We start from the raw sequence: 22,691 nt of genomic DNA, 5'->3' as shown, positions 1-22,691 counted from the left end.
ATATTCATTGAAAATTAAGCGTAAGAATATAGTAAATGAAGGGAGATATAAAATGAATAAAGTGAAACTGAAAGTATTAAATGCAAGGTATGTAGTGATATGTATTTTATTCACTATTATATGTATCCTCACTTCATTCTTCATTTCTAGTAATTCCAGCGTATTTAAATCATTTTATATGAATCAGTTATTAGGAACGAATTCTACTAAAGGTCTTATGTATATGATAGGAAGTGAAAATCGTTATTTTGCAGAAGAATTTCATAAAGAAAAAGGACGAGCGTCTTTGGAATCTTTTTTACTGTCACTTTCTACAAACATTAATGTAAATGATCTCCGAAGTTTATTAACTAGAGAACTTCCTAATATGAATCAATTTTATTCGGAAATATTAATTGCTGGGGAAGGAACAGATTATACGAACATTCCTGAAGAATCCAGTATTCCTTTAGATAACATTAAAGATAAAGGTACTGCTATTAAACACCCAAAGAGTGGGAAAGAAAACAATTCTACTGGTGAAAATTCAAATACACAAAATAACGGTGAAAATAAAGTTTTTATTTATCATACACATAGTTGGGAAGCGTTTATTCCTCTCATTCCAGGTGCTACGATACCCGATGATGCTTCCAGTACAAATAATGAAGTGAATATTACGTTTGTTGGAAACTATTTAAAACAAAAGTTAGAAGAAAAAGGAATAGGTGTTTCACATGATACGACAAATATGAGGGATTTTCTGCGAAATAAAAATTTAAATTGGGCCCAATCTTACAAAGGATCCCGTCAAATATTACAAGATAAATTAGCACAAGATAAAAATATTATGTTTCCAATGGACCTTCATAGAGACGATGCACGAAAAAATATTACAACAAAAAATATTAACGGAAAGAATTATGCTCGGCTCTATTTTATTTTAGGACGAGAAAATCCTAACTATGAAAAAAATAAAAAAATAGTAACGGCAATAAATTCATATTTAGATGAGAAGTATTACGGTTTAAGCCGAGGGATTTTTATTAAAGATCGTAAAAGCGGGAACGGAGTATATAATCAAGACCTTTCTCCCAATGCATTACTTATTGAAATGGGAGGGGTAGATAATACACCAGAAGAATTGTATGCGTCAGTTGACGCATTAGTAGAAGCATTTAGCCACTATTATAATGAAGTAACTAAGAAAAATAACTAAATGTATAGGGGAAACCTAGTATTTTTGTAAAATAAAAAGGAGTGACACCTAGTCAGAAGTTCTAGGGGTTACTCCTTTTTTAGTAGAATATAATATTAACAATGAAGGCAATCAATAAAAAAAATCTTTCTTTTCATTCTTCTTTTTACAGTTTTATAGGAGAATGCTATGTTTCTTATTTCAGCTACTGTATAATAAGAAAAAAGCACGAAAAGAGGTCATCTCATGCTAGAGGTTATTGCAACATGTTTAGAAGATGTGAAACGAATTGAACGAGCTGGCGGGAAGCGAATTGAATTAATTACATCTTATACAGAAGGCGGTTTAACGCCGAGTTATGCATTTATTAAAAAAGCGGTAGAAGCAGTACATATACCGATTCACGTTATGATTCGTCCGCATGCGAAGTCTTTTACATATACGGAAGAAGAAATTGAAATGATGAAGGAAGATATTATCATTGCGCAGAAGTTAGGTGCAGCTGGTGTTGTATTAGGTGTATTAAACGAACGAAATGAAGTGGATGAAGAGAAATTAGCGAATTTACTATCTGTTGTAGATGGAATAAATGTAACGTATCACCGAGCGATAGATGATATAGAGAATCCAGTAGAAGCGATGAAAACTTTAAAGAAGTTTCATAAAGTGACTCACGTTTTAACTTCAGGTGGACAAGGAAATATAGTAGAGAATATTCCGGTGCTTGCAGAAATGCAAAAGGTAAGCGATGGTCAAATTCAACTTGTTGCTGGAGCTGGCGTGACGAAAGAAAATATAAAGCGATTGCTAGATGAAACTGGAATTTCGCAAGCTCATGTCGGTACAGCGGTAAGAGAAGGGAAATCATGTTTTTCTGAAATTGATCTTAATTTAGTACAAGAATTAGTTCAAATCATACAATAAACAGTTAAGAAAGAGGAGAAACGATGAAGGAAAATACGAAGAAAGAATTATTCTCATGGGCTAAAACGATAGGATTTACTCTTGTATTAATTGCTATTATTCGCGGTGTTTTATTTACACCTTCATTAGTACAAGGTGAATCGATGATGCCTACTTTAGAAAATAACGAACGAGTTCTTGTGAATAAGATTGGTTATAGTATAAGTGGATTAGATCGCTTTGATATTATCGTCTTCCACGGAAAAGAAGGATACGATTTAGTAAAACGAGTGATTGGTTTACCAGGCGATACAGTGGAATATAAAAACGATGTTTTATATGTAAACGGAACAGCGATGGAAGAACCATATTTAAAAGAGTTTAAAGAAAAAGCAGCAGGCCGTGTATTAACTCCAGACTTTACGTTAGAACAAATCACTGGAAAAACGAAAGTGCCAGAAGGCCAAGTGTTTGTTTTAGGAGATAATCGTGAAGTTTCGAAAGACGGTCGAATGTTCGGATTTATTTCAGAAGATGAAATTGTCGGAAAAGGCCAAGCTGTTTTCTGGCCGTTGAAACAAGTAAGAGCGCTATAAAGAAGTATGAAATATAATACCCTATAGAATAGACACCCGAAAAAAATCTATTTTATAGGGTGTTTTTTGTATAATAAATCAATTGAAAATAAAAGACTATTAAGAAGCAAGCAAGAAAAGGTTTGTCGCCTTGATGATATATATTACGAGTAGGTGATTTTGTGGAAAAAGAAAGGAAATATGCTATTATGGCAGATGGCAGTCAAATTTATTACGAGAAAAGCGGACGAGGTCTTCCACTATTTTTATTACATGGGAATAGTGGCAGCGGGAAATATTTCTCTAAGCAGATGCCTGAATTGGAAAAGTATTTTCAAATATTCTTAGTCGATAGCCGTGGGCATGGGCGTTCGACTAACGTCTCCAAAAATTTAAACTTCCCACTAATGGTCGATGATTTGAAAACAATAATGCTTTTAGAAAACATTCGGAAAGCAGACTTTCTCGGGTTTAGCGATGGAGCCAACTTAGCAATGATGTTTACTACTTCGTATCCCGAATACGTTCATCGACTCGTTTTAAATGCAGGAAACACAAAAACAAGTGGAGTTCGTTTTTTAGTGTTAGCAGCTATTTATGCATTGTATAGTTTTGTTTTCATTCCTTCCTTATTTAGTAAGAAAATACAGCAGAAACTATCCATTCTCAGTTTGTTACTCCATGATATTGGTGTCTCAGAATTAGATTTAAAACAAATAAGTTGCCCGACTTTAATATTGGTTGGGGAGCATGACATTATAAAACGCAAACATTCCATATACTTAGCAAAGACAATTCCAAATGCTTCATTTGTCTCAGTTTCTGGACAGGGACATACATTTGCACGAAAAAATCCCCAACAATTCAACCAAGAAATTTTAAAGTTTTTGAAAGAAAAGTCAAGTTGAGGACTGAAAAATGTACTCAGACGTTAACTATATATAAAGTTGAAAAGATACTTAAAGATGGTCAGTACAAGCCTAGATTTATTCTAGAATATTTGTAAATAAACTAGAGGTAACAGATCTTGTCATGAAAGAAGCGAAAAAGTATACTGACAAATTAAATGGAATTTAAAAAAGATGACTTCTGGGAATACAGAAATCATCTTTTTTTGTCCTACTTATTTAAATGTTAGGTTTTGCTATAACTTGAACTTTTGAAAGAGAACCATCATTATTTCTAAATTTTATTTTGTATTCACCTTCAGGAAGCCAATCACTCCAATTTATATTAAATTCATTGATTGCTTGTTCCCCAGGTTTTAAAGTTCCGTCAATCATCCAAGCGCCTTTAGTGTTATACAAAGTGTAACTAAAAGGAGAATCCCCTATATTTTTTACAAGAAGGCTTAATTCATCCCCGTGAGAATAGTTAAAGCTAGAGATACTTGATCCGAAATAATGAATTTCTTCGTTCGCTATTTTATGATTTTGTCCAACTTTAGCGGTTGAATAAGTATCTTCATTTGTGGCAAATGTCACATTATAACCTATACAAAAAGATAACATAATAGCAGGAATTACTAGCAGATTTTTCAAAAGAAACACTCCTTATATTTTATTTTAAACATATTATGATAATTAAAATGTATTGGCAATGTAATAGTTTGGTGTAAAAATTTACAAATGCATTTAATTTATTTATGTTTTTTAAATTACTGACAAAATATATCGGGTCATGTACTTAAAAAAATATTGATAGAATTGAAAGAATATTTTATAATTTTAAATTATATGTTTGTTTCGAAAAACGGAATTTAAGTTCCGAAATTCGGAACAAGAGGGAGATAGAATGAGTATAAATAAAACGGCAGTTAAGACAATGGATATTTTAGAGTTGTTTTATGAGCATGAAGAGCTAAGTTTAACAGAGATGGTTCAGCTTACGAGTATGCCGAAAACATCTGTTTATCGTTTAATTGGCTCGTTAGAAGAAATGGAGTTTTTACAAAAAAATGAGAAGGGGAAGTATCGTCTAGGAGTCGTTTTTTTACGGTTCGGTCAACTTGTTTCACAAAGATTATCCGTAAGAAATATTGCGATTCCATATATGAAAGAGCTTAGAAATAGTTTAGGACAGGCAGTTAATTTAATTATTCAAGATGGTAATGACGCGATTTATGTGGAAAAGATGGAAGGTGTTCAGCCTGTACGCGTGTATACAGCTGTTGGAAGAAGAGCACCGCTTTATGCTGGCGCATGTCCGAGAATTTTACTTTCGTATTTCTCTGAGGAAGAGAAACGGAAATACGTAGAGGAAACGGATTTAAAACAGTGTGCAGATGGAACAATCGTGGATAAGAAACAATTGCTAGAAGTGTTACAAGTGGCGAAAAAGGAAGGACATACAATTAGCTACTCTGAGTTAGAAAATCATACAGCGGCTATAGCAGCGCCCATTTTCGCAAGCGATGGAACGGTTGTAGCAGGTATTAGTATTTCGGGATTAGCAATTGAGTATAACGAAAGTAACATTGCATATTTTATTGCGAAGGTGAAAGAAACAGCACATCGAATTTCGAAAGAACTCGGCTTTTTGGCATAGAAAGAGGGAGTAGGATGAAATTTTCTGCGTTAGGGGATCAAGCAATTATTGTTACATTTAGTGAAGAAATTGGGATGGAGACATACGAAAAAGTGCAGCGATTATTTCAAGCGTTGAGACGGCATCCGTTTACAGGAATGGTTGAGTGTGTACCATCTTTCACTTCATTAGCGGTCTACTACAATGTATACGAAGTATGGAAGCGAAATGGGAGAAGTGAAGGATCATATCATTACGTTTGCCGGTATATACAGGAGCTTTGTAATTCGTATCAAGAAGAATTAAATCAGGATATGGAACATATTTCTATACCTGTTTGCTACGGTGGAGAATATGGACCTGATTTAGAAGAGGTCGCACATTATAGAGGATTACGAGCGGAGGATGTCATTCGCATACATAGTGAAACAACATATTTTGTATATATGTTAGGCTTTACACCAGGATTCCCGTATTTAGGAGGACTATCAAAAGAACTAGAAACACCTAGAAAAGAAATACCACGGTTACAAATACCTACTGGTTCAGTAGGGATTGGAGGAAATCAAACAGGTATATATCCGCTTGAAACACCGGGTGGATGGAATATTATTGGCCGAACACCAATCTCCTTATTTAATCCAGAAGAAGAAACACCAACATATATTCAAAGCGGTATGTATTTACGATTTATCCCAATAACGAAGGAAGAGTACGTATCACTTGAGGGGGCTAAAGAATGGATGTAGAAGTTTTGCATGCGGGGATGTTTACAACAGTCCAAGATTTAGGGCGATCTCATTATCAACAATACGGTGTACCAGTTGGCGGGGCTATGGATCAAAGTGCACTTCGGATGATCAATATGTTGGTCGGTAATAAAGAGAATGAAGCAGGACTTGAAATGACAATTATGGGGCCTAAATTGTTAATAAAGAAAACGACTTTACTTGCGATTGGCGGAGCAAATATGGAGCCGTTACTGAATGGGAAGCGTATTCCATTATGGCGTCCCATTTTAGCGGAAGAAGGTAGTATGCTTTGTTTTGGGAAAGTGAAAAGCGGTTGCAGAGCGTATGTGACTTTTGCAGGTGGTATACAGATTGATCGCATAATGGGAAGCAAAAGTACTTACATACGTGCTGCAATTGGTGGTATTGAAGGAAGAATGCTGAAAAAGGGAGATTATTTTCAAATTGGAACGCACACAGAAATGGCGAGTCATTGCATTCAAAACTTACAAAACGATGAGCGAAACAAAACGAAATGGGCAATTAGCAGCAGCGTACTGCCAAAGTATAAAAAGTATCCTAAGCTGCGTGTCATAACTAACTTTGAATATGATCAATTCACAGAAGAAAGTATAAAGGCATTTTTTACGAAAGAGTATAAAGTATCTAATTACGCTGACCGTATGGGTTATAGAGTTGAAGGAGAAGTTTTAAATAGAGTGGAAGAAAAAGAGATTTTATCGAGCCCCGTTACATTCGGAACGATTCAAGTGCCAAACGGTGGACAGCCGATTATATTAATGGCAGATAGGCAAACGACAGGTGGCTATCCGAGAATGGGAAATATCATTTCAGTAGATTTACCTCTTCTTGCTCAGCTAAAACCGGGGGACTATGTTTCATTTGAGAAAATTACGCTTGAAGAAGCGGAACAATTGTACATAGAACAAGAAGTAAATATGAGTCTATTAAAGAGATTCATCGCTTTACGAAGCTGACATTGGGAGGGAAAACATCGTGACGACAATCGATTTAAACTGTGATTTAGGAGAAAGTTTTGGAGCTTATAAAATGGGGAATGATGATGAAATTCTTCCGTTCGTTTCCTCTATAAACGTTGCTTGTGGTTTTCATGCGGGTGATCCGACTGTAATGAGGAAAACGGTCGAAAAGGCACTGCAGCATAACGTAGCAATTGGCGCGCATCCTGGTTTTCCTGATTTAATTGGATTTGGAAGAAGAAACATGAATGTTTCAGCAAGTGAAGTATACGATTACGTTTTATATCAAATCGGCGCATTAGATGCTTTTGTGAAAGCGGCAGGCGGGAAAATGCATCATGTAAAACCGCACGGTGCCCTATATAATATGGCGGCGACAAATCCGGAAATTGCAGATGCAATCACGAAGGCAATTTATCATAGTAATCCCAATCTATTACTTTACGGATTAGCAAATAGCGAGGCGTTTATACAGGCTGCGGAAAAATATAATGTAACTCTCGTACAAGAAGCTTTTGCAGATCGTACGTATAAGCAAGATGGAACGTTAACGAGCCGGACAGAAGAAAATGCGCTCATAAAAAATGAAGACGAAGCGATAAAGCAAGTGCTTCAAATGGTGAAAGAAGGGTATGTAAACGCGGTGAGCGGAGAGAAAGTAGCGGTTCACGCACAAACAATTTGTTTACATGGTGATGGAGAGAAAGCAGTCCAATTTGCGGGGGAAATATACAGAACATTCGAACTTAATGGTATTTCTATTTGTGCACCGAAATAAAAAAATGAGGGGAAGTGTTGGAATTGGTGAAATTAATCGGGATATTACTTGTTGCGGTGGGCTTTTTATTTAGATTGAATACACTTTTAGTAGTTATGGTTGCAGGTATTGTTACGGGTATGGTTTCGGGATTAAGCTTTTATGATGTGATCAGCATGTTCGGTAAGTTTTTCATAGAAAATAGATATATGTCTATGCCAATTATATTAACTTTACCGGTAATCGGAATTTTAGAGCGTTACGGTTTAAAAGAAAGAGCAGAAGCACTTATAACGAAATCAAAAGGCGCAACAACTGGAAGAGTATTAATGTCATATTTTACGATAAGAGAATCATCAGCAGCGCTTGGACTGAACATTGGTGGTCATGCACAAACAGTAAGACCGCTCGTTGCGCCAATGGCAGAGGGAGCTGCGCAAGGAAGATATGGTAAACTTCCTGAAAAGTTGAGAGAAAAGATTAAAGCAAATGCAGCAGCTGCGGAAAATACAGCATGGTTTTTCGGAGAGGATATATTTATCGCGACTGGAGCTATTTTATTAATGAAAGGATTCTTCGATTCAGTAGGTATGCATGTCGGTGTATGGGATATGGCGCTTTGGGGCATTCCAACTGCAATATCAGCACTTATTGTAAGCTGGATCAGATTTAGAAGATTTGATAAATATATAGCGAAAACGATGGCATCAAAAGAAAAAGAAGAGAAGGAGGCAATATAAAATGAACATCATCACAATGGATACAATTTATTACGTATTAGGAATAATCGTTGCTTTTATCGCCGTTCGTATTGCCTTTGATCGTGAACATCCAAATCGATTTGGTTCTAGCTCATTTTGGGCGTTATTTGCAGTTACCTTTTTATTCGGAAATGTAATCCCTTCGTTTTATGTTGGCTGTATCGTACTTGCTATGGTCGTATTAGCTTCATTAAATAAAGTAACAAAGTCAGAGGAGAAAGAAGTACCAGTACAAGAACGTGTGAAACATGCGGAGAAATTAAAAAATAAAATTTTTATGCCTGCACTATTAATTCCTATTTTTACAATTATCGGTACGTTAACGTTAGGGAAAATCAAATGGGGAAATGTTTCTCTTGTTGATCCGGATAAAGTCACATTAGTTGCATTAGCACTTGGGGCATTACTTGCATTCATTGCCGCGATGCGTATTACAAAATCGAAAATAACAACGCCTGTTCAAGAAGGAAGCAGACTATTACAAGCTGTCGGCTGGGCTGTCATTTTACCACAAATGTTAGCAGCACTTGGCGGTATTTTCGCGAAATCTGGCGTTGGACAAGTCGTTTCTGATTTAGTCGGTCAAGTATTACCGACAGAGTATCCGTTCGTTGCTGTTATGGCATATTGTTTAGGAATGATGCTCTTTACAGTCGTAATGGGAAATGCATTTGCAGCGTTTGCCGTTATTACTGGCGGAATTGGCTTACCTTTAATTGTTCAAATGCACGGAGGAAACCCGGCAATTATGGCAGCACTCGGTATGTTTGCTGGATATTGCGGAACGCTACTTACTCCAATGGCAGCAAACTTTAATATCGTTCCGGCAATGCTTTTAGAGCTAAAAGATAAAAATGCAGTTATTAAAGCGCAAGTACCAATTGCTCTTTCAATCTTTATTATAAATATGTTTATTATGTACGGTCTTGTATATCGTTTCTAATTAGGAGGGAAAACTATGAAAACAGTATTACTAACAGGGTTCGACCCGTTCGGCGGAGAAAGCATTAATCCAGCTTGGGAAGTCGCAAAAAGTTTGCATGAAAAGACAATCGGAGAATACAAGATTATTAGTAAACAAGTACCAACTGTATTTCATAAATCAATACAAGTTTTAAAAGAATATATAGAAGAACTAAACCCTGAAATGATTATATGTATCGGACAAGCTGGAGGTAGACCAGATATTACGATAGAGCGTGTCGCAATTAACGTTGATGATGCAAGAATTGCTGATAATGAAGGGAATCAGCCGATAGATGTACCGGTTGTGGAAGAAGGACCAGCTGCCTATTGGTCTACACTTCCGATAAAAGCAATTGTAAAAAGACTTCAAGAAGAAGGCATACCAGCTTCCGTTTCACAAACAGCAGGTACATTCGTTTGTAATCATTTATTCTACGGTCTCATGCATGAATTAGAGAAGCGTGATAAGAAAATAAAAGGCGGATTTATTCATATTCCGTTCTTACCAGAACAAGCGAGTAACTATCCAGGCCAACCGAGTATGTCACTGTCTACTATTGGTAAAGGGATAGAACTGGCGGTTGAGGTAACGACGACAGTTGAGGTGGATATTGTTGAAATTGGGGGCACCACGCATTAAATAAAATGAATCATGCAACACCTCCTGTAAACAACTGGTATAATAAGTATAGGAAAATACATAGAGGTGATTTTTGTGCAACAATTTGAAGAAGTACGTTCAATTTTAGAAAAAGCGAAGAAAATTACAGTGTTAACAGGCGCTGGTGCAAGTACGGAAAGTGGTATCCCCGATTTCCGTTCAGCAGATGGATTGTATGCTGATGCGAATGTGGAGATGTATTTATCAAGAGGATATTATAATAGAAGCCCGAAAGAGTTTTGGAAGCATTATAAAGAAATCTTTCAAATTAATACGTTTCATCAATATAAACCAAATCGTGGCCATCACTTTTTAGCTCAATTAGAAGAACAAGGGAAAGATATTACGATTTTAACGCAAAATATTGACGGTTTACATCAATTAGGTGGTAGTAAACATGTCATTGATCTACATGGAACACTTCAAACAGCACATTGTCCGAAGTGTAAAGCGGGATATGATTTACAGTATATGATTGATCATGAAGTACCTCGCTGCGAGAAGTGTAATTTCATTTTAAATCCAGACGTTGTTTTATACGGAGATACATTGCCGCAATATCAAAATGCGATAACACGTTTATATGAAACAGATGTACTTATCGTTATGGGAACGTCGTTAAAAGTACAACCTGTCGCTTCATTCCCACAAATCGCAAAGAGGGAAATAGGGGCAACGACAATTTTAGTAAATGAAGAGTTAACAGGGCAAGAATATAACTTTGATTTTGTTTTTCAAAATAAGATTGGTGAGTTTGTTGAAGGGTTATCTTCAATGAAATAAGTTATCAAAAAAACTGAGGTATTCACCTCAGTTTTTTATTTGAATAATTACTGTTTTAAGCCACATGAAAACAGGTCGATAATGTAGTAACCACATCTCTATAATTTATAAAAAAGTGTTTCGTAGGTAAAACAGCAGAGTAAGAAGTAATATTATCTTTAGCGAATACACAATCGTCATAAAGTAAGCTAATGTGTAGCGGTTGTAAAGGTTCAATTTCGTTTTGTTTTAAGTATAAAACTAAGTCGTTATAAAGTTGCGTACTATACTCACTTACAGACCATTCTAATGAATGCTGACCTACTATGCTAGTCCACCATACTTTAAAACTATACAGCATTTCTTTAAAGGATTCCTCATTACAGAATTGAGTGTCAAAAAGCTTCTCGTAAAAGATATTATTTTCCTCATAAAAAAATTGTAAATCATATCGGTCGTTAGCAATTTGTTTACGAAGTATATGCCATAATTCTTTGAAATGATCTTCAAAGTCAGTAGAGAAATTTAATTGTCTTGCTATGTAAGGAAAACGCAAATTTTCTCTATTCTCTTGTTGGTTGAGATAAATGTTTTGAATATAAATCATAAAGTTTAAACAATATGCCGTATTAGTATGTATTGTGAATGGATCTGTCATTTCATGTTTTCCTTAGTAATGTCTTTTATCGTTAGTATACAGAGAAATGTAAATGAATGGTATAAAAAAACAATTGTATACACTCTTTCTGTTAGAAGAAAATTCATGTTATGCCGAATTAAGGGAATGGTAATAAATAGGATGTAAAATTAAAATACTGAAAATTAAATCTTTTATTTCTTTTGTAATTAATATAAAATTCTATATATATCATATAAATAAATTTGATACATAATGGTTCTATGTAGAAATGTTAATAGAATGAAGCGAGGGAGCGAAATGAGACAGAAAAAGGAGCAGAAGAAACAATCGAAAAAGAAAAAGACTCATATACCATTTCGATTAAATGTACTATTTTTTATCGTCTTTCTTTTATTTTCAGCTATTATAATTCAATTAGGTAAAGTACAAATCATTGATGGAGAAACGTATAGAAATGAAGTGAACAAAAAGGAAGATGTAACGGTAAGCACTCCTGTTCCTAGAGGGAAAATGTTTGATCGGCAAGGTCAAGTCATTGTAAATAATAAACCACTACGAACCGTTACATATACGAAAATGAAAGGGGTAGATTCGAAAGAAGTTTTACAAGTAGCAAGAAATTTAGCCCAACTTATTGAAATGTCGCCAGAAGATATCAATAAGTTGACAGAAACCGATAAAAAAGATTTTTGGATGCAGCTAAATGAAAAACGAGCAGCAGAAAAAGTAACGAAAGAAGATGAGAGTGCATTTAGGAAGCAAGAGATTGAGGGGAAAGAATTAGATAAAAAAGTTGAAGAGTTGCGCCGTGAAAGAATTACGCCAGAAGAATTAAGCGAACTTTCAAAAGAGGATCTAGAAGTACTAGCAATTAAAAGTAGGATGAATGCGGGATATAAAATGACGCCGCAAATTGTTAAAAAAGATGTAAGTCAAAATGAATATGCAATCGTAAGTGAAAGATTGGCAAGTTTACCAGGAGTGGATACGACAGTCGATTGGGAACGTGAATACCCAAATGATAAAATACTTCGTTCCATACTTGGTAGCGTTTCTACTGAAAATGAGGGCTTGCCAAGAGAACAGTTAGATTATTATTTAGTGCGTGATTATAACCGAAATGATCGCATTGGTAAGAGCTATATCGAGAAACAGTACGAAGATGCATTACATGGAACGAAAGAACAGTCTAAAAATATTACGGATAAAGCGGGGAATATTATTCGGACGGAAAAAGTGACTGAAGGAAAAAGCGGAAATAATTTAATGTTAACTGTTGATATGGAGTTACAGAAAAAAGTAGAGGAAAGTCTTGAAAAGAATTTACGAGCATTTCATTCTGCAGAGCCAATGATGGATCGTGCATTCGTCGTAATGATGAACCCGAAAAACGGGCAAATTTTATCAATGGGTGGAAAGAAAATTGTAAATAAAGATGGTGGCATGCAAATAGAAGACTTCGCTTTAGGAACGATGACAAGTTCTTATGAGTTAGGGTCAACTGTGAAAGGGGCTACGTTATTAGCCGGATATCAAACTGAAGCAATTAAGCCGTATACGCACTTCTTTGATGCACCAATGTATTTTAAAGGAAGTTCTAAACCAAAGAAATCGTGGAAAGACTTTGGTGATATTGATGATTTAAGAGCTTTACAAGTTTCATCGAATGTTTACATGTTTAATACAGCATTAAAAATGGCAGGTATAAATTATGTACCAAACAATCCGTTAGACATTAAACTAGAGACATTTAATAAAATGCGCTACTATTTTAGACAGTTCGGATTAGGTGTACCGACTGGAATTGACTTGCCGAATGAATCGATTGGTCAAATGGGTAGAACGGATAACATACCTGGTTTTTTACTTGATTATGCGATTGGACAGTACGATACATATACACCGCTGCAACTTGCTCAGTATATTTCAACAATTGCAAACGGCGGTTACCGAATGAAACCACAAATTGTACAAGAAGTGAGAGAGCAACCACATAGACCAGAGGATGTTGGAAAAGTTGTTCGGTCTATTGAACCAGTTATTTTAAATCGAGTGGATATGGACACTTCATACATTAATCATGTAAAAGAAGGATTTAGAAGAGTTTTTCAAGAAACTGACGGAACAGGTACTGCAACGTTTAAAGGATTACCGTATAAACCAGCTGGAAAAACAGGAACAGCTGAAACTGTATACGGTGGAGAAAGTGATATTGGAAGAGATGAAAACAATAACCGAAAAAAATGTTATAATTTAACTCTTGCCGGTTATGCACCATATGATGCTGATCCGGAAGTTGCTTTTTCAGTTGTTGTACCTTGGGTGAATGATGACAAATCAGGAATTAATTCCGCGATTGGTAAAGAGATTTTGGATTCATATTTTGAATTGAAAGCGAAAAGAGCGGGTGGAAATCCAGTCCCAGTAGAACAGCCGAACAAGGCACAGTAAAAATAGTATCACTGCATGGAGATATATTGTGCAGTGATATATTTTTTGAGTGACTAAGCGTTTAAATAAGGTGGGAATGGAAATGAAACAGGAGATTAAAAGAGGCTGGGGGAAATACATACTCTTCGTTTTTGTTTTGGTAGTAGCCTATCATTCTTTTACTTTATGTAAAGTGGAAGGGAAATCGATGCAACCGACTTTATATGAAGAAGACTACGTATTTGTAAATAAAGCAGCAGTACATTTTTCAAATTTAGAGCACGGAGAAATTGTCATTATAAAGGAAGAGGATGAGTCGAAATATTATGTAAAACGAGTAATAGGACTTCCTGGTGACGTAATTAACATAACGAATGGATCAGTATATGTGAATGATAAAAAGCAAGAAGAACCGTATACAAATAAAGATTTATTTAATAATACGCAAGTGTTTTCTAACTTTCAAAAGACAAAAATCCCGCCAAATAAATTATTTGTAATGGGAGATAACCGTGAACTTAGTAGAGATAGTCGAAATGGCTTAGGATATATTGAAGAAGATAATATAATAGGCAAAGTGGAATTTGTATATTATCCTTTTTCAAAAATGAAGGTCATAGAATAAGTGGGGTTATGTATAACCCCACTTATTAAAGTTTCACTTTATCTTCTTTAAAAAACCTTTTGGATTAAATGATATGAAAAACTTATGTTTAGATTCATCGATTATGAAGTTGTTATTTTTAGCTAAAAACTCTTCAACAGCTTCCATCGGTCCAGGGCCCCAATCGGGAGAAACAGGATTTCCATTAATAGATGTATCCTCTACAATAATATAACTACCAGTAGTAACGATAGATTTATAAAGTAAAAGTTCTTTTGATACATGCTCTTTACTATGGTCTGAATCTAAAATAACTAAAATCACATCATCAGGCTTGCGCATATTTAATATAGTTTGAACGGCATGTACAGAAACAGAAGAAGCTGTTACATACGTAATTCGGTCATGGGATGGACGATTTGGTTGAGGGAATATATCAATAGTAACAACGTGCCCCTTTCCAATTAAATCTAATATAGAAGCTAAATACAATGCGCTACCACCATAACAAGTGCCACATTCAATAATTAAATCGGGTTTTAATTCGTAAATAATTTCTTGATACAAAAAAAGATCAGAGGGAAGTTTGAAAATGGGGACCCCGAGCCAATGTGTATCATGTAACCAAACGTTGCTGTCGTAATAAAGTTTTAGAAATTCATTGCTTATAGTATCGATGTTAATTCTCCTTTCTAAAAAGGATTCTTTCGCTTTACGTAAAGTGCTTACGTATGAAAGTTGTACTATATATTATGTAGTAAGGAATTGTAAGGCGAGTGTTTTTACTTAAAAATAAGCTAAATAACTCATGTGTAAATGAAAGGAAATGGATGTATGTATAAGTACACAATTTTCTTCATTAGAAAAGGAAATGAAAATGATGTGAAGGAGATAACTTAAATTATGGCATTCAAAAGTGAGGAAGAACTAAATGAAGCTATCGAAGAAGCTAAAGCAAGTCTAGCAATAGAGGGTATGATTATTACAAAAGAAATGGAAAAAATTATTAAAGCGAAGGTAACAGGAAAGATAACGCATGAGCAATTCATCGCATTAGCTGATGCGATTGCAAGGCGTGAACTTACTTAACAATCTAGAAGGCACCACAAACTTTTGTTAAATAGACGGGAAAAAAGAGATGGTAGATCCAACTCTCAGACTGTAGACAAACTATGTTTGGAGAGTTCAGATGCTAAAAAATAGTTTTTCTCTAGCTTTATGATGAATTTATCCAACAATATATATACGTAGTACGTTATATGCTACAATTTACTATAAGTGAGGAAGGAAGGTGTCTTATGAAAATATCTGTTTATGTTGCAAGTGCATTTAGCAAGGATCATAAAGGCGGAAATAAAGCAGGAGTGGTATTTATGGAGAATACATTGACCACTACTCAAAAAATGGCAATAGCCAAACAACTGGGCTATGCGGAAACCGCATTTATATCAGAGTCCGAAATTGCTGATTATAAAATTGAGTATTTTACACCAAAAGAGGAAGTTGATTTATGTGGTCATGCCACAATTGGCTCTTTCGCGATACTGATGCATGTAAATAAACTTTTCAAGAATCGCTATACGATTGAAACGAACAGCGGTGTTCTTACTATTACCATAAAAGATGACATCATATTCATGGAACAAAACGAACCGATATTCTATGATGTTATATCTCCAAATGAGTTTATCGACTGCTTTGACATTAAAGATATAGACAATACATACCCAATTCAAATTGTCTCCACGGGCTTAAAAGATATTTTAATTCCTATAAAAAGCGAAACACAATTACATACAATGCAACCTAATTTTGAAAAAATTAAAGAAATCAGCAAGTATTATAATGTTGTCGGGATGCATCTATATACTTTTAATGACAATCGAATTATATGCAGAAACTTTGCTCCGCTATACGACATCAATGAAGAAGCAGCGACTGGAACTTCAAACGGTGCATTAGCTTGCTACCTTTATGAACAGCGCTACTTACAAAAAGAAGTCTATGTATTTGAACAAGGTTATTCTTTACACTCGCCTTCCGAAATATTAGTTAAATTAGCAACCGATAGCGAGAATAAAATAGAAAAAGTTTATGTTGGTGGCAAAGGCTATTACTGTGAAACGAAGTGTTTAAATATAGAAAATATTGAGTGAAAATAAAAAAAGAGATGGTAGATCCATCTCTTTTTCATATGCTCCAGGATTAACCGCGAATCGCTTTAATCATAAAACGATGTTGCTTCACATCAAAATAACCTTTTTGTAAGATGATTTCATGTATACGATATAATTCCTCATTGTAACCTTCGACAGTAAAATCAGGAATTTGCCACGGAATCGCTTTTAAATAATAGACGATAGCGCCAATGTCGTAAAAGCGTTGAAAAGGGAACTCTTCTTTTTCTTCTAAAATAGTAAATCCATTTTCCTTTAACTCACAACATGCCGCTTCAAGCGACCAACTTGCAAATTCGCTATTTAGCGGTGTGTTAAACTGCTCATTCAGTTCCGCGCAATCGAGACCACCAACTTGTTGGGTAAAAAATATTCCATTAGGAGAAAGTATTCTTTTTACTTCAGAAGCAGCATATGATTCATGTTGATTTATGATTAAATTAAACTGACCATCTTGAAATGGTAAAGCAGTATCATCTGTTACCTCTATAACTGTAACCCCTAAAGGTTCTAATTTCTTCCGAGCAATCGGCACGTTTGGAGCATAGCCCTCAGTCGCAAAAATAGTTGATGGGAACGGTTGTAACATAGATAAAAACTCTCCGCCGCCAGTGCCCATATCTACCATTGATTCTGCATGCTGCATAAGTTGGAAAGCTGTACTGCCATATGACCACGATAAAGGCTCGCTCTTCATTCGACCCGTTTCTGAAATAAAAGAAAAATCCCAACCGCTAAAATTTGTATTAGCACTTTCTAATAAAGTTAAAAATAATAAATCACGTTTCATAATTGTATCCTCCTATTTTGTAAGTAAATGATATGATGAGAAAAGAAAAAAGGAGGACCTCTTATTAAAGGGGAACGGTTTTACGTTTCGTGTTCAAATAGATTCATATAAATTAGCTCCTTGTTAGAGTGGTTATTTGTATATTCGGGATAATTGAGTGGAAATCCTTTGAAGTTAGTAGGGAAGGTAGTTGTTTAAACGAAATAAGCCAAAAATGTTTCAAAATATTTTAAGACAAGGGTAATGTTTGAAAGAGAAAACCGCTTATACTTCAAAAATGAAGTATAAGCGGTTTTGTATAAAGTACTTAAAAAGAAAAATCTTTTGGCAAATTACCACTTTTTATCACCGTTCTTAACCCATGTTTTATAATCCAAGGATTAACCGGATGCTGTTTATCACGTAACTGCTGCAACCATTGAAAAACGAGTTCTTTATCTTCTTTCGTAATATCGTTAATATGATTGGCTACTGATTTTTGGACATATTTAGACGGGTCATTCATTAATGGTTCAAGAAGTTGTAAATTGTTCTTAAAGTCACCTTTCAGAGCTCCCATTTTTTTAGCCCAAGGAAGTCTTGGTCTTGTACCTTCGGAAACTAATCTCCTAATGTGGCTGTTTTCGTCATGAATCCACTGTTGTAATATGTCTAGTGTGCCATCATGGTATGTTTCAAGAAAAGGACGAATAGCATATTCAGCAGTATTTCTTTTTGTTATTTCATACATGGCGTTAAATGAGGGTTCAAAATCGTTAAGCCCATATTTTTCAACGTATTTTGCAATAGGCATGTACATATATCCGTTTGTAAATGTACCTACTTCTGTTGTATTTTCTGGTCCCAATGTTTTCAGTAAAATATGTATTGCTTCATTAAAATCTTTTTGTAATACATTGTGTAATTCATCTGCTATTACTTCTATACGTTGCTTTAACTCTAAATTTTCAACTTTACATGTTACGGAAGATACGAAGTTTCTTTTAGAGAAATTAGGATCGTGTTTACAAATAGAATCAGCCATTATTTCTGCTAATTCTTCATTAAATAAAAATTTTAACGGAACATAATTACCCATTTTTTCACCTCATTGATCAGCTGAAAATAATTTTTATTTTTTAATCGACAACCCATAAACTAAAGTCTCACTCGGAGTCGTAATACTAAAACCTGTCGTTTTATAATCAAGTGTCACCGTATCACCAGTGTAGTCTTTCGTAAATGAATCCATTTGTACGATAAACTCAGCATCTTCATATACAACATAATCTGCATCATATGTATCCCAAATTAAATCAACATCAACGAAAATACTGCAAGAGTTTGTCATTGTTCCTCTAATGCGAATGATTTTTTTGTCTTCACGTTCTAATCTATGTATAGCTGCTTTTGCTTCATCAGTAATGCGAATGTTCATGGTATCCCAACCTTTATGTATATTTCCTTTATTATTGCAAAAACAGGAGGAATAGGGAAGGGAGAAGCATTGGAATAAAAAACGAGCAAACATATTTGTTTGCTCGTTTCACTTTATTTCAATTCACATTTATCAAGTGGAATCACTTTCGTTTTCTTCGTAAATTTATATCCTAACCATAGTACTAAGAAGAGTGGTAAACCGATGTAAGAAACGAGTACACCGTTCCAATCGATTGCTTCGCCCATGAATGCGCCGTAGTTTTGTCCTAAAATTACGATGACACAAAGTGCAAATGCGAAGATTGGACCGAACGGGAACCATTTTGCTCTATATGGTAAGTCTTTTAAATCTTTACCTTGAGCGATATATGCTTTACGGAAACGGTAATGACTAATTGCGATTCCGACCCATGCGATAAAGCCAGACATTCCAGATGCGTTTAATAACCAAATGTATACAACACCGTCACCGAATAAGGAAGCAATGAAAGCGATACTACCAACAATTGACGTTACGATTAATGCGTTAACAGGTACACCGCGGCTATCTAATTTACCAAGAAACTTCGGTGCTTTACCTTGGCGAGCTAAGTCCCAAAGCATACGAGTTGATGCGTACATTCCAGAGTTACCAGCAGATAGTACTGCCGTTAAAATAACAGCGTTCATAACAGAAGCAGCAAAGGCAACGCCTGCTTTTTCAAAAATAAGTGTAAATGGACTTACTGTAACATCACTTGCGGCAAGGCTTTCAGTTGTATAAGGAATTAATAAACCGATAACGAGAATCGCAAGGATATAGAATAAAAGAATACGCCAAAAGATCGAGCGAATTGCTTTCGGAATGTTACGCTCTGGATCAGCAGTTTCACCAGCAGCAACTCCTAATAATTCAGTTCCTTGGAAGGAGAACCCAGCAGCCATAAATACACCGATAATTGCCATAATGCCGCCATTAAATGGCGCATCTGCAACAGTGAAGTTTTTAAAGCCAACAGATTCGCCGCCCATAATCCCGAAAATCATCATGAAGCCGACAATTAAAAAGATAATAATAGTAACTACTTTAATAAGTGCGAACCAATATTCAGATTCACCAAACCCTTTAACAGATAAATAGTTTAAAAGGAAAATAATAGCTAAACATAATCCACTCCAAATAAGAGAAGGGGTATCTGGGAACCAAAATTTCATAATTAATGTTACAGCAGCGAGTTCAGCAGCAATTGTAATGGCCCAGTTATACCAATAGTTCCATCCAAGTGCAAAGCCAAGGGACGGATCAACAAATTTTGTTGCATAAGTACTAAAAGATCCAGTAACAGGCATGTAAGCTGCGAGTTCAGCTAAGCTTGTCATTAAAAAGTAAACCATAATCCCGATTGCGGCGTATGCAATTAATGCGCCACCAGGTCCAGCTGAATGGATGACACCACCGCTGGCAAGAAATAGTCCGGTACCGATTGTACCACCGAGAGAAATCATCGTAAGGTGACGAGATTTTAATCCGCGTTTTAATTCACCTTGTCCTTGTGTAGTTTGCGTTTTAGAGGTAGCTTGATTCGTTGCGCTATTCATGTTCAACACTCCTTTTCTTGTAAGATAGGAAGGAACGGGGGAGAAAAATACAAAAAACCGCCAAAGGAATTTGGCGGAACGTTTCACAAATAACCACCCCATCATACCCTTCCGTTAAGATAGCACCCCACGTTTACACGGTAATTTTGTAAACGTGACAGTTCTGTTCCTTTCGGAGACAGACCCAGCTCATAATTCCAGAGAAGAAATATAAACTTCGGCAACTTTTCCTTTCAAACGGAGTCGGTGACATTCTCTGTGTCTCGTCCGTTTTACTCATAAAAGTCGCAACCTCTACCTCATCGGATTGATGAGGATTTGATATATTGCTAAGATTTTTAATATATGGCAATTGTAATGACTTTCTGAATATATTGCAAGATATTTTGTTAGGAAAAGTCAAAAAATATCGGTTATTGTATAGGAAACGCTCGCAAAACTCCACCCGAACCAACTGTTATGTAAAAAAATAAAGAAAGAAATTGTTATACAAATGTTTCGCAAAAAATATTGAAAAACCCTCTAAAATTAAAAGAAAATTCAGAAAATATAATTCGACATAACTATCAAAAGAGGATTATTCCTTAAATTCGTTTCAAAGAATAAGTATAAATCTGATAAGTAGAATGAATATTCTTTTTATTTCTGGTAAAATTGAAGTATTGTTTAATTGAAAAGGGGAAATCAACATGAAATTAGAAACAGAAAGGCTCTATATAGTACCGTGTACAGAAGAGAGGATGCACGTTGCGAGCAAGCAAGGATATGATAGTGGTCCACATATTGTAGGACATGTAGAAACTGTAAAAAAAGATAAGGAAGTATTACCTTGGGGCGCGTGGTATGTCATTCGAAAAGAAGATGACATCGTTCTAGGTGATATAGGGTTTAAAGGGAAACCAAATGAGGAACATATAGTAGAAATTGGTTACGGATTTATTGAGAAATATTGGAATAAAGGGTATGCGACAGAAGCTGTAAGAGAGCTAATAAATTGGGCTTTTCAAACAGAAGAGGTAGAAACGATTATTGCAGAGACACTTCTTGAAAATATTAGCTCGATTCGTGTATTAGAGAAACTACATATGAAGAGAATTGGCACTACAGAAACGATGATTAATTGGAAAATAGAACAATAAAAAATACCGCTCGAAGTATATCGGGCGGTATTTTTATCGTTATGGTAGCATTTGTTTTTGATCATTCGGATATCCAGCTGTCGATGCGTTAGAACGCTTGGAATGATTGCGAACAGCAATGAAAATAGAAATAATAACGACAAGACCAACTGCCACGTAAGAAAGTGAAATAATAGTTGGATCAACTTTAAATGTAGTAAGCAGTGTACGAATGTTTGTAAAGATAATAAGGCCGCCAACTAATACGCCAAGTAAATGAGAAGGAACGATGCGCACTAACCATGCAGCGATCGGTGCCGCAACGATACCACCGAGCATAAGAGAAAATACCCAAACCCAGCTTACTTGTTCCCAGCCAAGAGAAATGAAAAAGCCGATTGTTGCAGCGAGTGAAACAGGAAATTCGCTCGTATCTACAGATCCGATAACTTTTCTAGCTTCATTTCCTCTTGCCAAAAGCACAGGTGTCGTAATCGGACCCCAGCCACCACCACCAGTTGAATCAACGAATCCAGCAAATAAGCCAAGCGGAACAAGCTGTTTAGCAGACATACGCTTATTTGAAGTAACAATTTGTTTTTGAATGAGGAATCGTAATAAAATATAAACCCCCAAAGTAAATAAAAATACGGAAATGTACGGTTTAATTACATCGCCAGGTAAATTACTTAAAAAACATGCTCCAATAAATGCGCCAATTGCTCCTGGCAATGTAAGCCTGGAAACGGTATATTTATCAACGTTTCCAAATTTGAGGTGAGATGCACCAGAAGCGGCGGTTGTAACCACCTCAGCTAAATGAACAGATGCGGAAGCTACAGCCGGTGCGATACCAAACATTAATAATAGTGAGGTAGATGTTACCCCGTACGCCATTCCAAGCGCCCCATCAATCAATTGAGCGAAAAATCCAATAATAGCAAAGACAATTAATTTCTGCATAAATAATCCCCCTGTAATAATAAATGAAAAAGGCACTTTTCCCGTATGAGAAAAGTGCCTTTGGTTTTTCCAATCAGCAATAATTAAATTTGTTTCATTATAATACATATTAATCGTATAAATCAACTAGGTTTTAAAGTTTTTTGAATTGA

The 22,691-nt window shown here is 35.5% G+C and carries 25 protein-coding genes and 1 riboswitch; of the genes, 17 read left to right on the top strand and 8 right to left on the bottom strand.

The genetic code is table 11. The features are described 5' to 3' along the window. The first annotated feature begins 52 nt into the window (after positions 1-52). The 4 genes from ACU8YW_RS15305 to ACU8YW_RS15290 all read left to right on the top strand — a co-directional run bounded on the left by ACU8YW_RS15305 (position 53) and on the right by ACU8YW_RS15290 (position 3,563). The gene (locus ACU8YW_RS15305; protein WP_227557692.1) at positions 53-1,198 is read left to right on the top strand and encodes a stage II sporulation protein P; all 1,146 of its coding nucleotides are present in this window, start codon (positions 53-55) and stop codon (positions 1,196-1,198) included. 225 nt (positions 1,199-1,423) lie between these two features. Further along, positions 1,424-2,101, top strand: coding sequence for a copper homeostasis protein CutC (locus ACU8YW_RS15300; RefSeq protein WP_098858052.1), 678 nt, complete (start codon positions 1,424-1,426; stop codon positions 2,099-2,101). A 23-nt stretch (positions 2,102-2,124) separates the two neighbouring features. Then, positions 2,125-2,676: a signal peptidase I gene (gene lepB / locus ACU8YW_RS15295; protein WP_088063882.1), complete on the top strand. Its 552-nt coding sequence runs from the start codon at positions 2,125-2,127 to the stop codon at positions 2,674-2,676. Positions 2,677-2,837: 161 nt separating this feature from the next. After that, positions 2,838-3,563 carry an alpha/beta fold hydrolase gene (locus tag ACU8YW_RS15290; protein ID WP_426934618.1) on the top strand — a complete coding sequence of 242 codons (726 nt, stop codon included), beginning with the start codon at positions 2,838-2,840 and terminating at the stop codon, positions 3,561-3,563. A 219-nt stretch (positions 3,564-3,782) separates the two neighbouring features. Here the strand turns inward: ACU8YW_RS15290 and ACU8YW_RS15285 are convergent, their stop codons facing one another. Then, positions 3,783-4,196 carry a hypothetical protein gene (locus ACU8YW_RS15285; protein WP_426934619.1) on the bottom strand — a complete coding sequence of 138 codons (414 nt, stop codon included), beginning with the start codon at positions 4,194-4,196 and terminating at the stop codon, positions 3,783-3,785. A 253-nt stretch (positions 4,197-4,449) separates the two neighbouring features. On the opposite strand from ACU8YW_RS15285, the gene ACU8YW_RS15280 reads away from it, so the two are divergent. From ACU8YW_RS15280 to ACU8YW_RS15245, 8 genes are all read left to right on the top strand, one after another. Next, a complete protein-coding gene (locus ACU8YW_RS15280) occupies positions 4,450-5,202 on the top strand; it encodes an IclR family transcriptional regulator (protein WP_426934620.1) in 753 nt (250 codons plus the stop codon). 14 nt (positions 5,203-5,216) lie between these two features. After that, positions 5,217-5,930, top strand: coding sequence for a 5-oxoprolinase subunit PxpB (gene pxpB, locus ACU8YW_RS15275; protein WP_426934621.1), 714 nt, complete (start codon positions 5,217-5,219; stop codon positions 5,928-5,930). Then, positions 5,921-6,910, top strand: coding sequence for a 5-oxoprolinase subunit C family protein (locus tag ACU8YW_RS15270; RefSeq protein WP_426934622.1), 990 nt, complete (start codon positions 5,921-5,923; stop codon positions 6,908-6,910). The genes pxpB and ACU8YW_RS15270 overlap by 10 nt, the downstream gene beginning before the upstream one ends. A gap of 19 nt (positions 6,911-6,929) precedes the next feature. Beyond that, the gene (gene pxpA / locus ACU8YW_RS15265) at positions 6,930-7,691 is read left to right on the top strand and encodes a 5-oxoprolinase subunit PxpA (RefSeq protein ID WP_426934623.1); all 762 of its coding nucleotides are present in this window, start codon (positions 6,930-6,932) and stop codon (positions 7,689-7,691) included. A 23-nt stretch (positions 7,692-7,714) separates the two neighbouring features. Continuing rightward, positions 7,715-8,410 carry a DUF969 domain-containing protein gene (locus ACU8YW_RS15260; RefSeq protein WP_426934630.1) on the top strand — a complete coding sequence of 232 codons (696 nt, stop codon included), beginning with the start codon at positions 7,715-7,717 and terminating at the stop codon, positions 8,408-8,410. Between the two features lies 1 nt (position 8,411). Continuing rightward, a complete protein-coding gene (locus ACU8YW_RS15255; RefSeq protein WP_426934624.1) occupies positions 8,412-9,374 on the top strand; it encodes a DUF979 domain-containing protein in 963 nt (320 codons plus the stop codon). Between the two features lie 15 nt (positions 9,375-9,389). Next, on the top strand, positions 9,390-10,037 hold the full coding sequence (gene pcp / locus ACU8YW_RS15250) for a pyroglutamyl-peptidase I (protein WP_426934625.1): 648 nt from the start codon (positions 9,390-9,392) through the stop codon (positions 10,035-10,037). 75 nt (positions 10,038-10,112) lie between these two features. Continuing rightward, on the top strand, positions 10,113-10,841 hold the full coding sequence (locus tag ACU8YW_RS15245; RefSeq protein WP_141555670.1) for an NAD-dependent protein deacylase: 729 nt from the start codon (positions 10,113-10,115) through the stop codon (positions 10,839-10,841). Positions 10,842-10,896: 55 nt separating this feature from the next. On the opposite strand, the gene ACU8YW_RS15240 is transcribed toward ACU8YW_RS15245, so the two are convergent. Further along, complete coding sequence (locus ACU8YW_RS15240) at positions 10,897-11,478, bottom strand: hypothetical protein (protein ID WP_426934626.1); 582 nt, start codon at positions 11,476-11,478, stop codon at positions 10,897-10,899. Between the two features lie 279 nt (positions 11,479-11,757). Here ACU8YW_RS15240 and ACU8YW_RS15235 point away from each other — a divergent pair, with 279 nt between their 5' ends. After that, entirely contained in the window at positions 11,758-13,911 is a 2,154-nt protein-coding gene (locus ACU8YW_RS15235) for a peptidoglycan D,D-transpeptidase FtsI family protein (RefSeq protein ID WP_426934627.1), read from the top strand. Positions 13,912-13,993: 82 nt separating this feature from the next. After that, entirely contained in the window at positions 13,994-14,515 is a 522-nt protein-coding gene (lepB, locus tag ACU8YW_RS15230) for a signal peptidase I (protein WP_097907972.1), read from the top strand. A 33-nt stretch (positions 14,516-14,548) separates the two neighbouring features. Here lepB (ACU8YW_RS15230) and ACU8YW_RS15225 read toward each other — a convergent pair whose 3' ends face one another. Then, positions 14,549-15,172 (bottom strand): CmcI family methyltransferase, encoded by a 624-nt coding sequence (locus ACU8YW_RS15225; protein WP_033658741.1) that lies wholly within the window; start codon positions 15,170-15,172, stop codon positions 14,549-14,551. 225 nt (positions 15,173-15,397) lie between these two features. Between ACU8YW_RS15225 and ACU8YW_RS15220 the strand changes: the two genes are divergently transcribed. Together ACU8YW_RS15220 and ACU8YW_RS15215 are read left to right on the top strand one after the other, a co-directional pair. Beyond that, the gene (locus ACU8YW_RS15220; protein ID WP_088063870.1) at positions 15,398-15,583 is read left to right on the top strand and encodes an antitoxin VbhA family protein; all 186 of its coding nucleotides are present in this window, start codon (positions 15,398-15,400) and stop codon (positions 15,581-15,583) included. 209 nt (positions 15,584-15,792) lie between these two features. Next, positions 15,793-16,650, top strand: a complete 858-nt coding sequence (locus ACU8YW_RS15215; RefSeq protein ID WP_097907971.1) for a PhzF family protein — start codon at positions 15,793-15,795, stop codon at positions 16,648-16,650. Positions 16,651-16,699: 49 nt separating this feature from the next. Here ACU8YW_RS15215 and ACU8YW_RS15210 read toward each other — a convergent pair whose 3' ends face one another. The 4 genes from ACU8YW_RS15210 to ACU8YW_RS15195 form a co-directional block, all read right to left on the bottom strand. Continuing rightward, on the bottom strand, positions 16,700-17,461 hold the full coding sequence (locus ACU8YW_RS15210; RefSeq protein WP_088609217.1) for a class I SAM-dependent methyltransferase: 762 nt from the start codon (positions 17,459-17,461) through the stop codon (positions 16,700-16,702). 307 nt (positions 17,462-17,768) lie between these two features. After that, positions 17,769-18,539: a DNA alkylation repair protein gene (locus ACU8YW_RS15205; RefSeq protein WP_426934628.1), complete on the bottom strand. Its 771-nt coding sequence runs from the start codon at positions 18,537-18,539 to the stop codon at positions 17,769-17,771. A gap of 33 nt (positions 18,540-18,572) precedes the next feature. Continuing rightward, on the bottom strand, positions 18,573-18,878 hold the full coding sequence (locus tag ACU8YW_RS15200; protein WP_149212707.1) for an iron-sulfur cluster biosynthesis family protein: 306 nt from the start codon (positions 18,876-18,878) through the stop codon (positions 18,573-18,575). A 113-nt stretch (positions 18,879-18,991) separates the two neighbouring features. After that, complete coding sequence (locus ACU8YW_RS15195) at positions 18,992-20,458, bottom strand: amino acid permease (RefSeq protein WP_001083377.1); 1,467 nt, start codon at positions 20,456-20,458, stop codon at positions 18,992-18,994. Positions 20,459-20,570: 112 nt separating this feature from the next. Beyond that, positions 20,571-20,763: riboswitch (Lysine riboswitch) on the bottom strand. Between the two features lie 384 nt (positions 20,764-21,147). On the opposite strand from ACU8YW_RS15195, the gene ACU8YW_RS15190 reads away from it, so the two are divergent. Next, positions 21,148-21,597, top strand: coding sequence for a GNAT family N-acetyltransferase (locus ACU8YW_RS15190; protein WP_048547765.1), 450 nt, complete (start codon positions 21,148-21,150; stop codon positions 21,595-21,597). Positions 21,598-21,636: 39 nt separating this feature from the next. On the opposite strand, the gene ACU8YW_RS15185 is transcribed toward ACU8YW_RS15190, so the two are convergent. Further along, entirely contained in the window at positions 21,637-22,647 is a 1,011-nt protein-coding gene (locus ACU8YW_RS15185; RefSeq protein WP_141555013.1) for a sulfite exporter TauE/SafE family protein, read from the bottom strand. Between the last annotated feature and the right edge of the window lie 44 nt (positions 22,648-22,691).

It is taken from the genome of Bacillus pretiosus (genome assembly GCF_052947655.1).
This window is presented reverse-complemented; position numbering and strand designations above follow the sequence as displayed.

Bases quoted from the DNA above. Each gene is read 5' to 3' on its own strand.
- ACU8YW_RS15280 (WP_426934620.1), top strand. From the start codon at position 4,450: ATGAGTATAAATAAAACGGCAGTTAAGACAATGGATATTTTAGAGTTG.
- ACU8YW_RS15215 (WP_097907971.1), top strand. From the start codon at position 15,793: ATGAAAATATCTGTTTATGTTGCAAGTGCATTTAGCAAGGATCATAAA.
- lepB (WP_097907972.1), top strand. From the start codon at position 13,994: ATGAAACAGGAGATTAAAAGAGGCTGGGGGAAATACATACTCTTCGTT.
- ACU8YW_RS15240 (WP_426934626.1), bottom strand. From the start codon at position 11,478: ATGACAGATCCATTCACAATACATACTAATACGGCATATTGTTTAAAC.
- ACU8YW_RS15195 (WP_001083377.1), bottom strand. From the start codon at position 20,458: ATGAATAGCGCAACGAATCAAGCTACCTCTAAAACGCAAACTACACAA.
- ACU8YW_RS15210 (WP_088609217.1), bottom strand. From the start codon at position 17,461: ATGAAACGTGATTTATTATTTTTAACTTTATTAGAAAGTGCTAATACA.
- ACU8YW_RS15255 (WP_426934624.1), top strand. From the start codon at position 8,412: ATGAACATCATCACAATGGATACAATTTATTACGTATTAGGAATAATC.
- ACU8YW_RS15205 (WP_426934628.1), bottom strand. From the start codon at position 18,539: ATGGGTAATTATGTTCCGTTAAAATTTTTATTTAATGAAGAATTAGCA.
- pxpB (WP_426934621.1), top strand. From the start codon at position 5,217: ATGAAATTTTCTGCGTTAGGGGATCAAGCAATTATTGTTACATTTAGT.
- ACU8YW_RS15200 (WP_149212707.1), bottom strand. From the start codon at position 18,878: ATGAACATTCGCATTACTGATGAAGCAAAAGCAGCTATACATAGATTA.
- ACU8YW_RS15235 (WP_426934627.1), top strand. From the start codon at position 11,758: ATGAGACAGAAAAAGGAGCAGAAGAAACAATCGAAAAAGAAAAAGACT.
- ACU8YW_RS15190 (WP_048547765.1), top strand. From the start codon at position 21,148: ATGAAATTAGAAACAGAAAGGCTCTATATAGTACCGTGTACAGAAGAG.
- lepB (WP_088063882.1), top strand. From the start codon at position 2,125: ATGAAGGAAAATACGAAGAAAGAATTATTCTCATGGGCTAAAACGATA.
- ACU8YW_RS15300 (WP_098858052.1), top strand. From the start codon at position 1,424: ATGCTAGAGGTTATTGCAACATGTTTAGAAGATGTGAAACGAATTGAA.
- ACU8YW_RS15270 (WP_426934622.1), top strand. From the start codon at position 5,921: ATGGATGTAGAAGTTTTGCATGCGGGGATGTTTACAACAGTCCAAGAT.
- pcp (WP_426934625.1), top strand. From the start codon at position 9,390: ATGAAAACAGTATTACTAACAGGGTTCGACCCGTTCGGCGGAGAAAGC.
- ACU8YW_RS15220 (WP_088063870.1), top strand. From the start codon at position 15,398: ATGGCATTCAAAAGTGAGGAAGAACTAAATGAAGCTATCGAAGAAGCT.
- ACU8YW_RS15185 (WP_141555013.1), bottom strand. From the start codon at position 22,647: ATGTATTATAATGAAACAAATTTAATTATTGCTGATTGGAAAAACCAA.
- ACU8YW_RS15305 (WP_227557692.1), top strand. From the start codon at position 53: ATGAATAAAGTGAAACTGAAAGTATTAAATGCAAGGTATGTAGTGATA.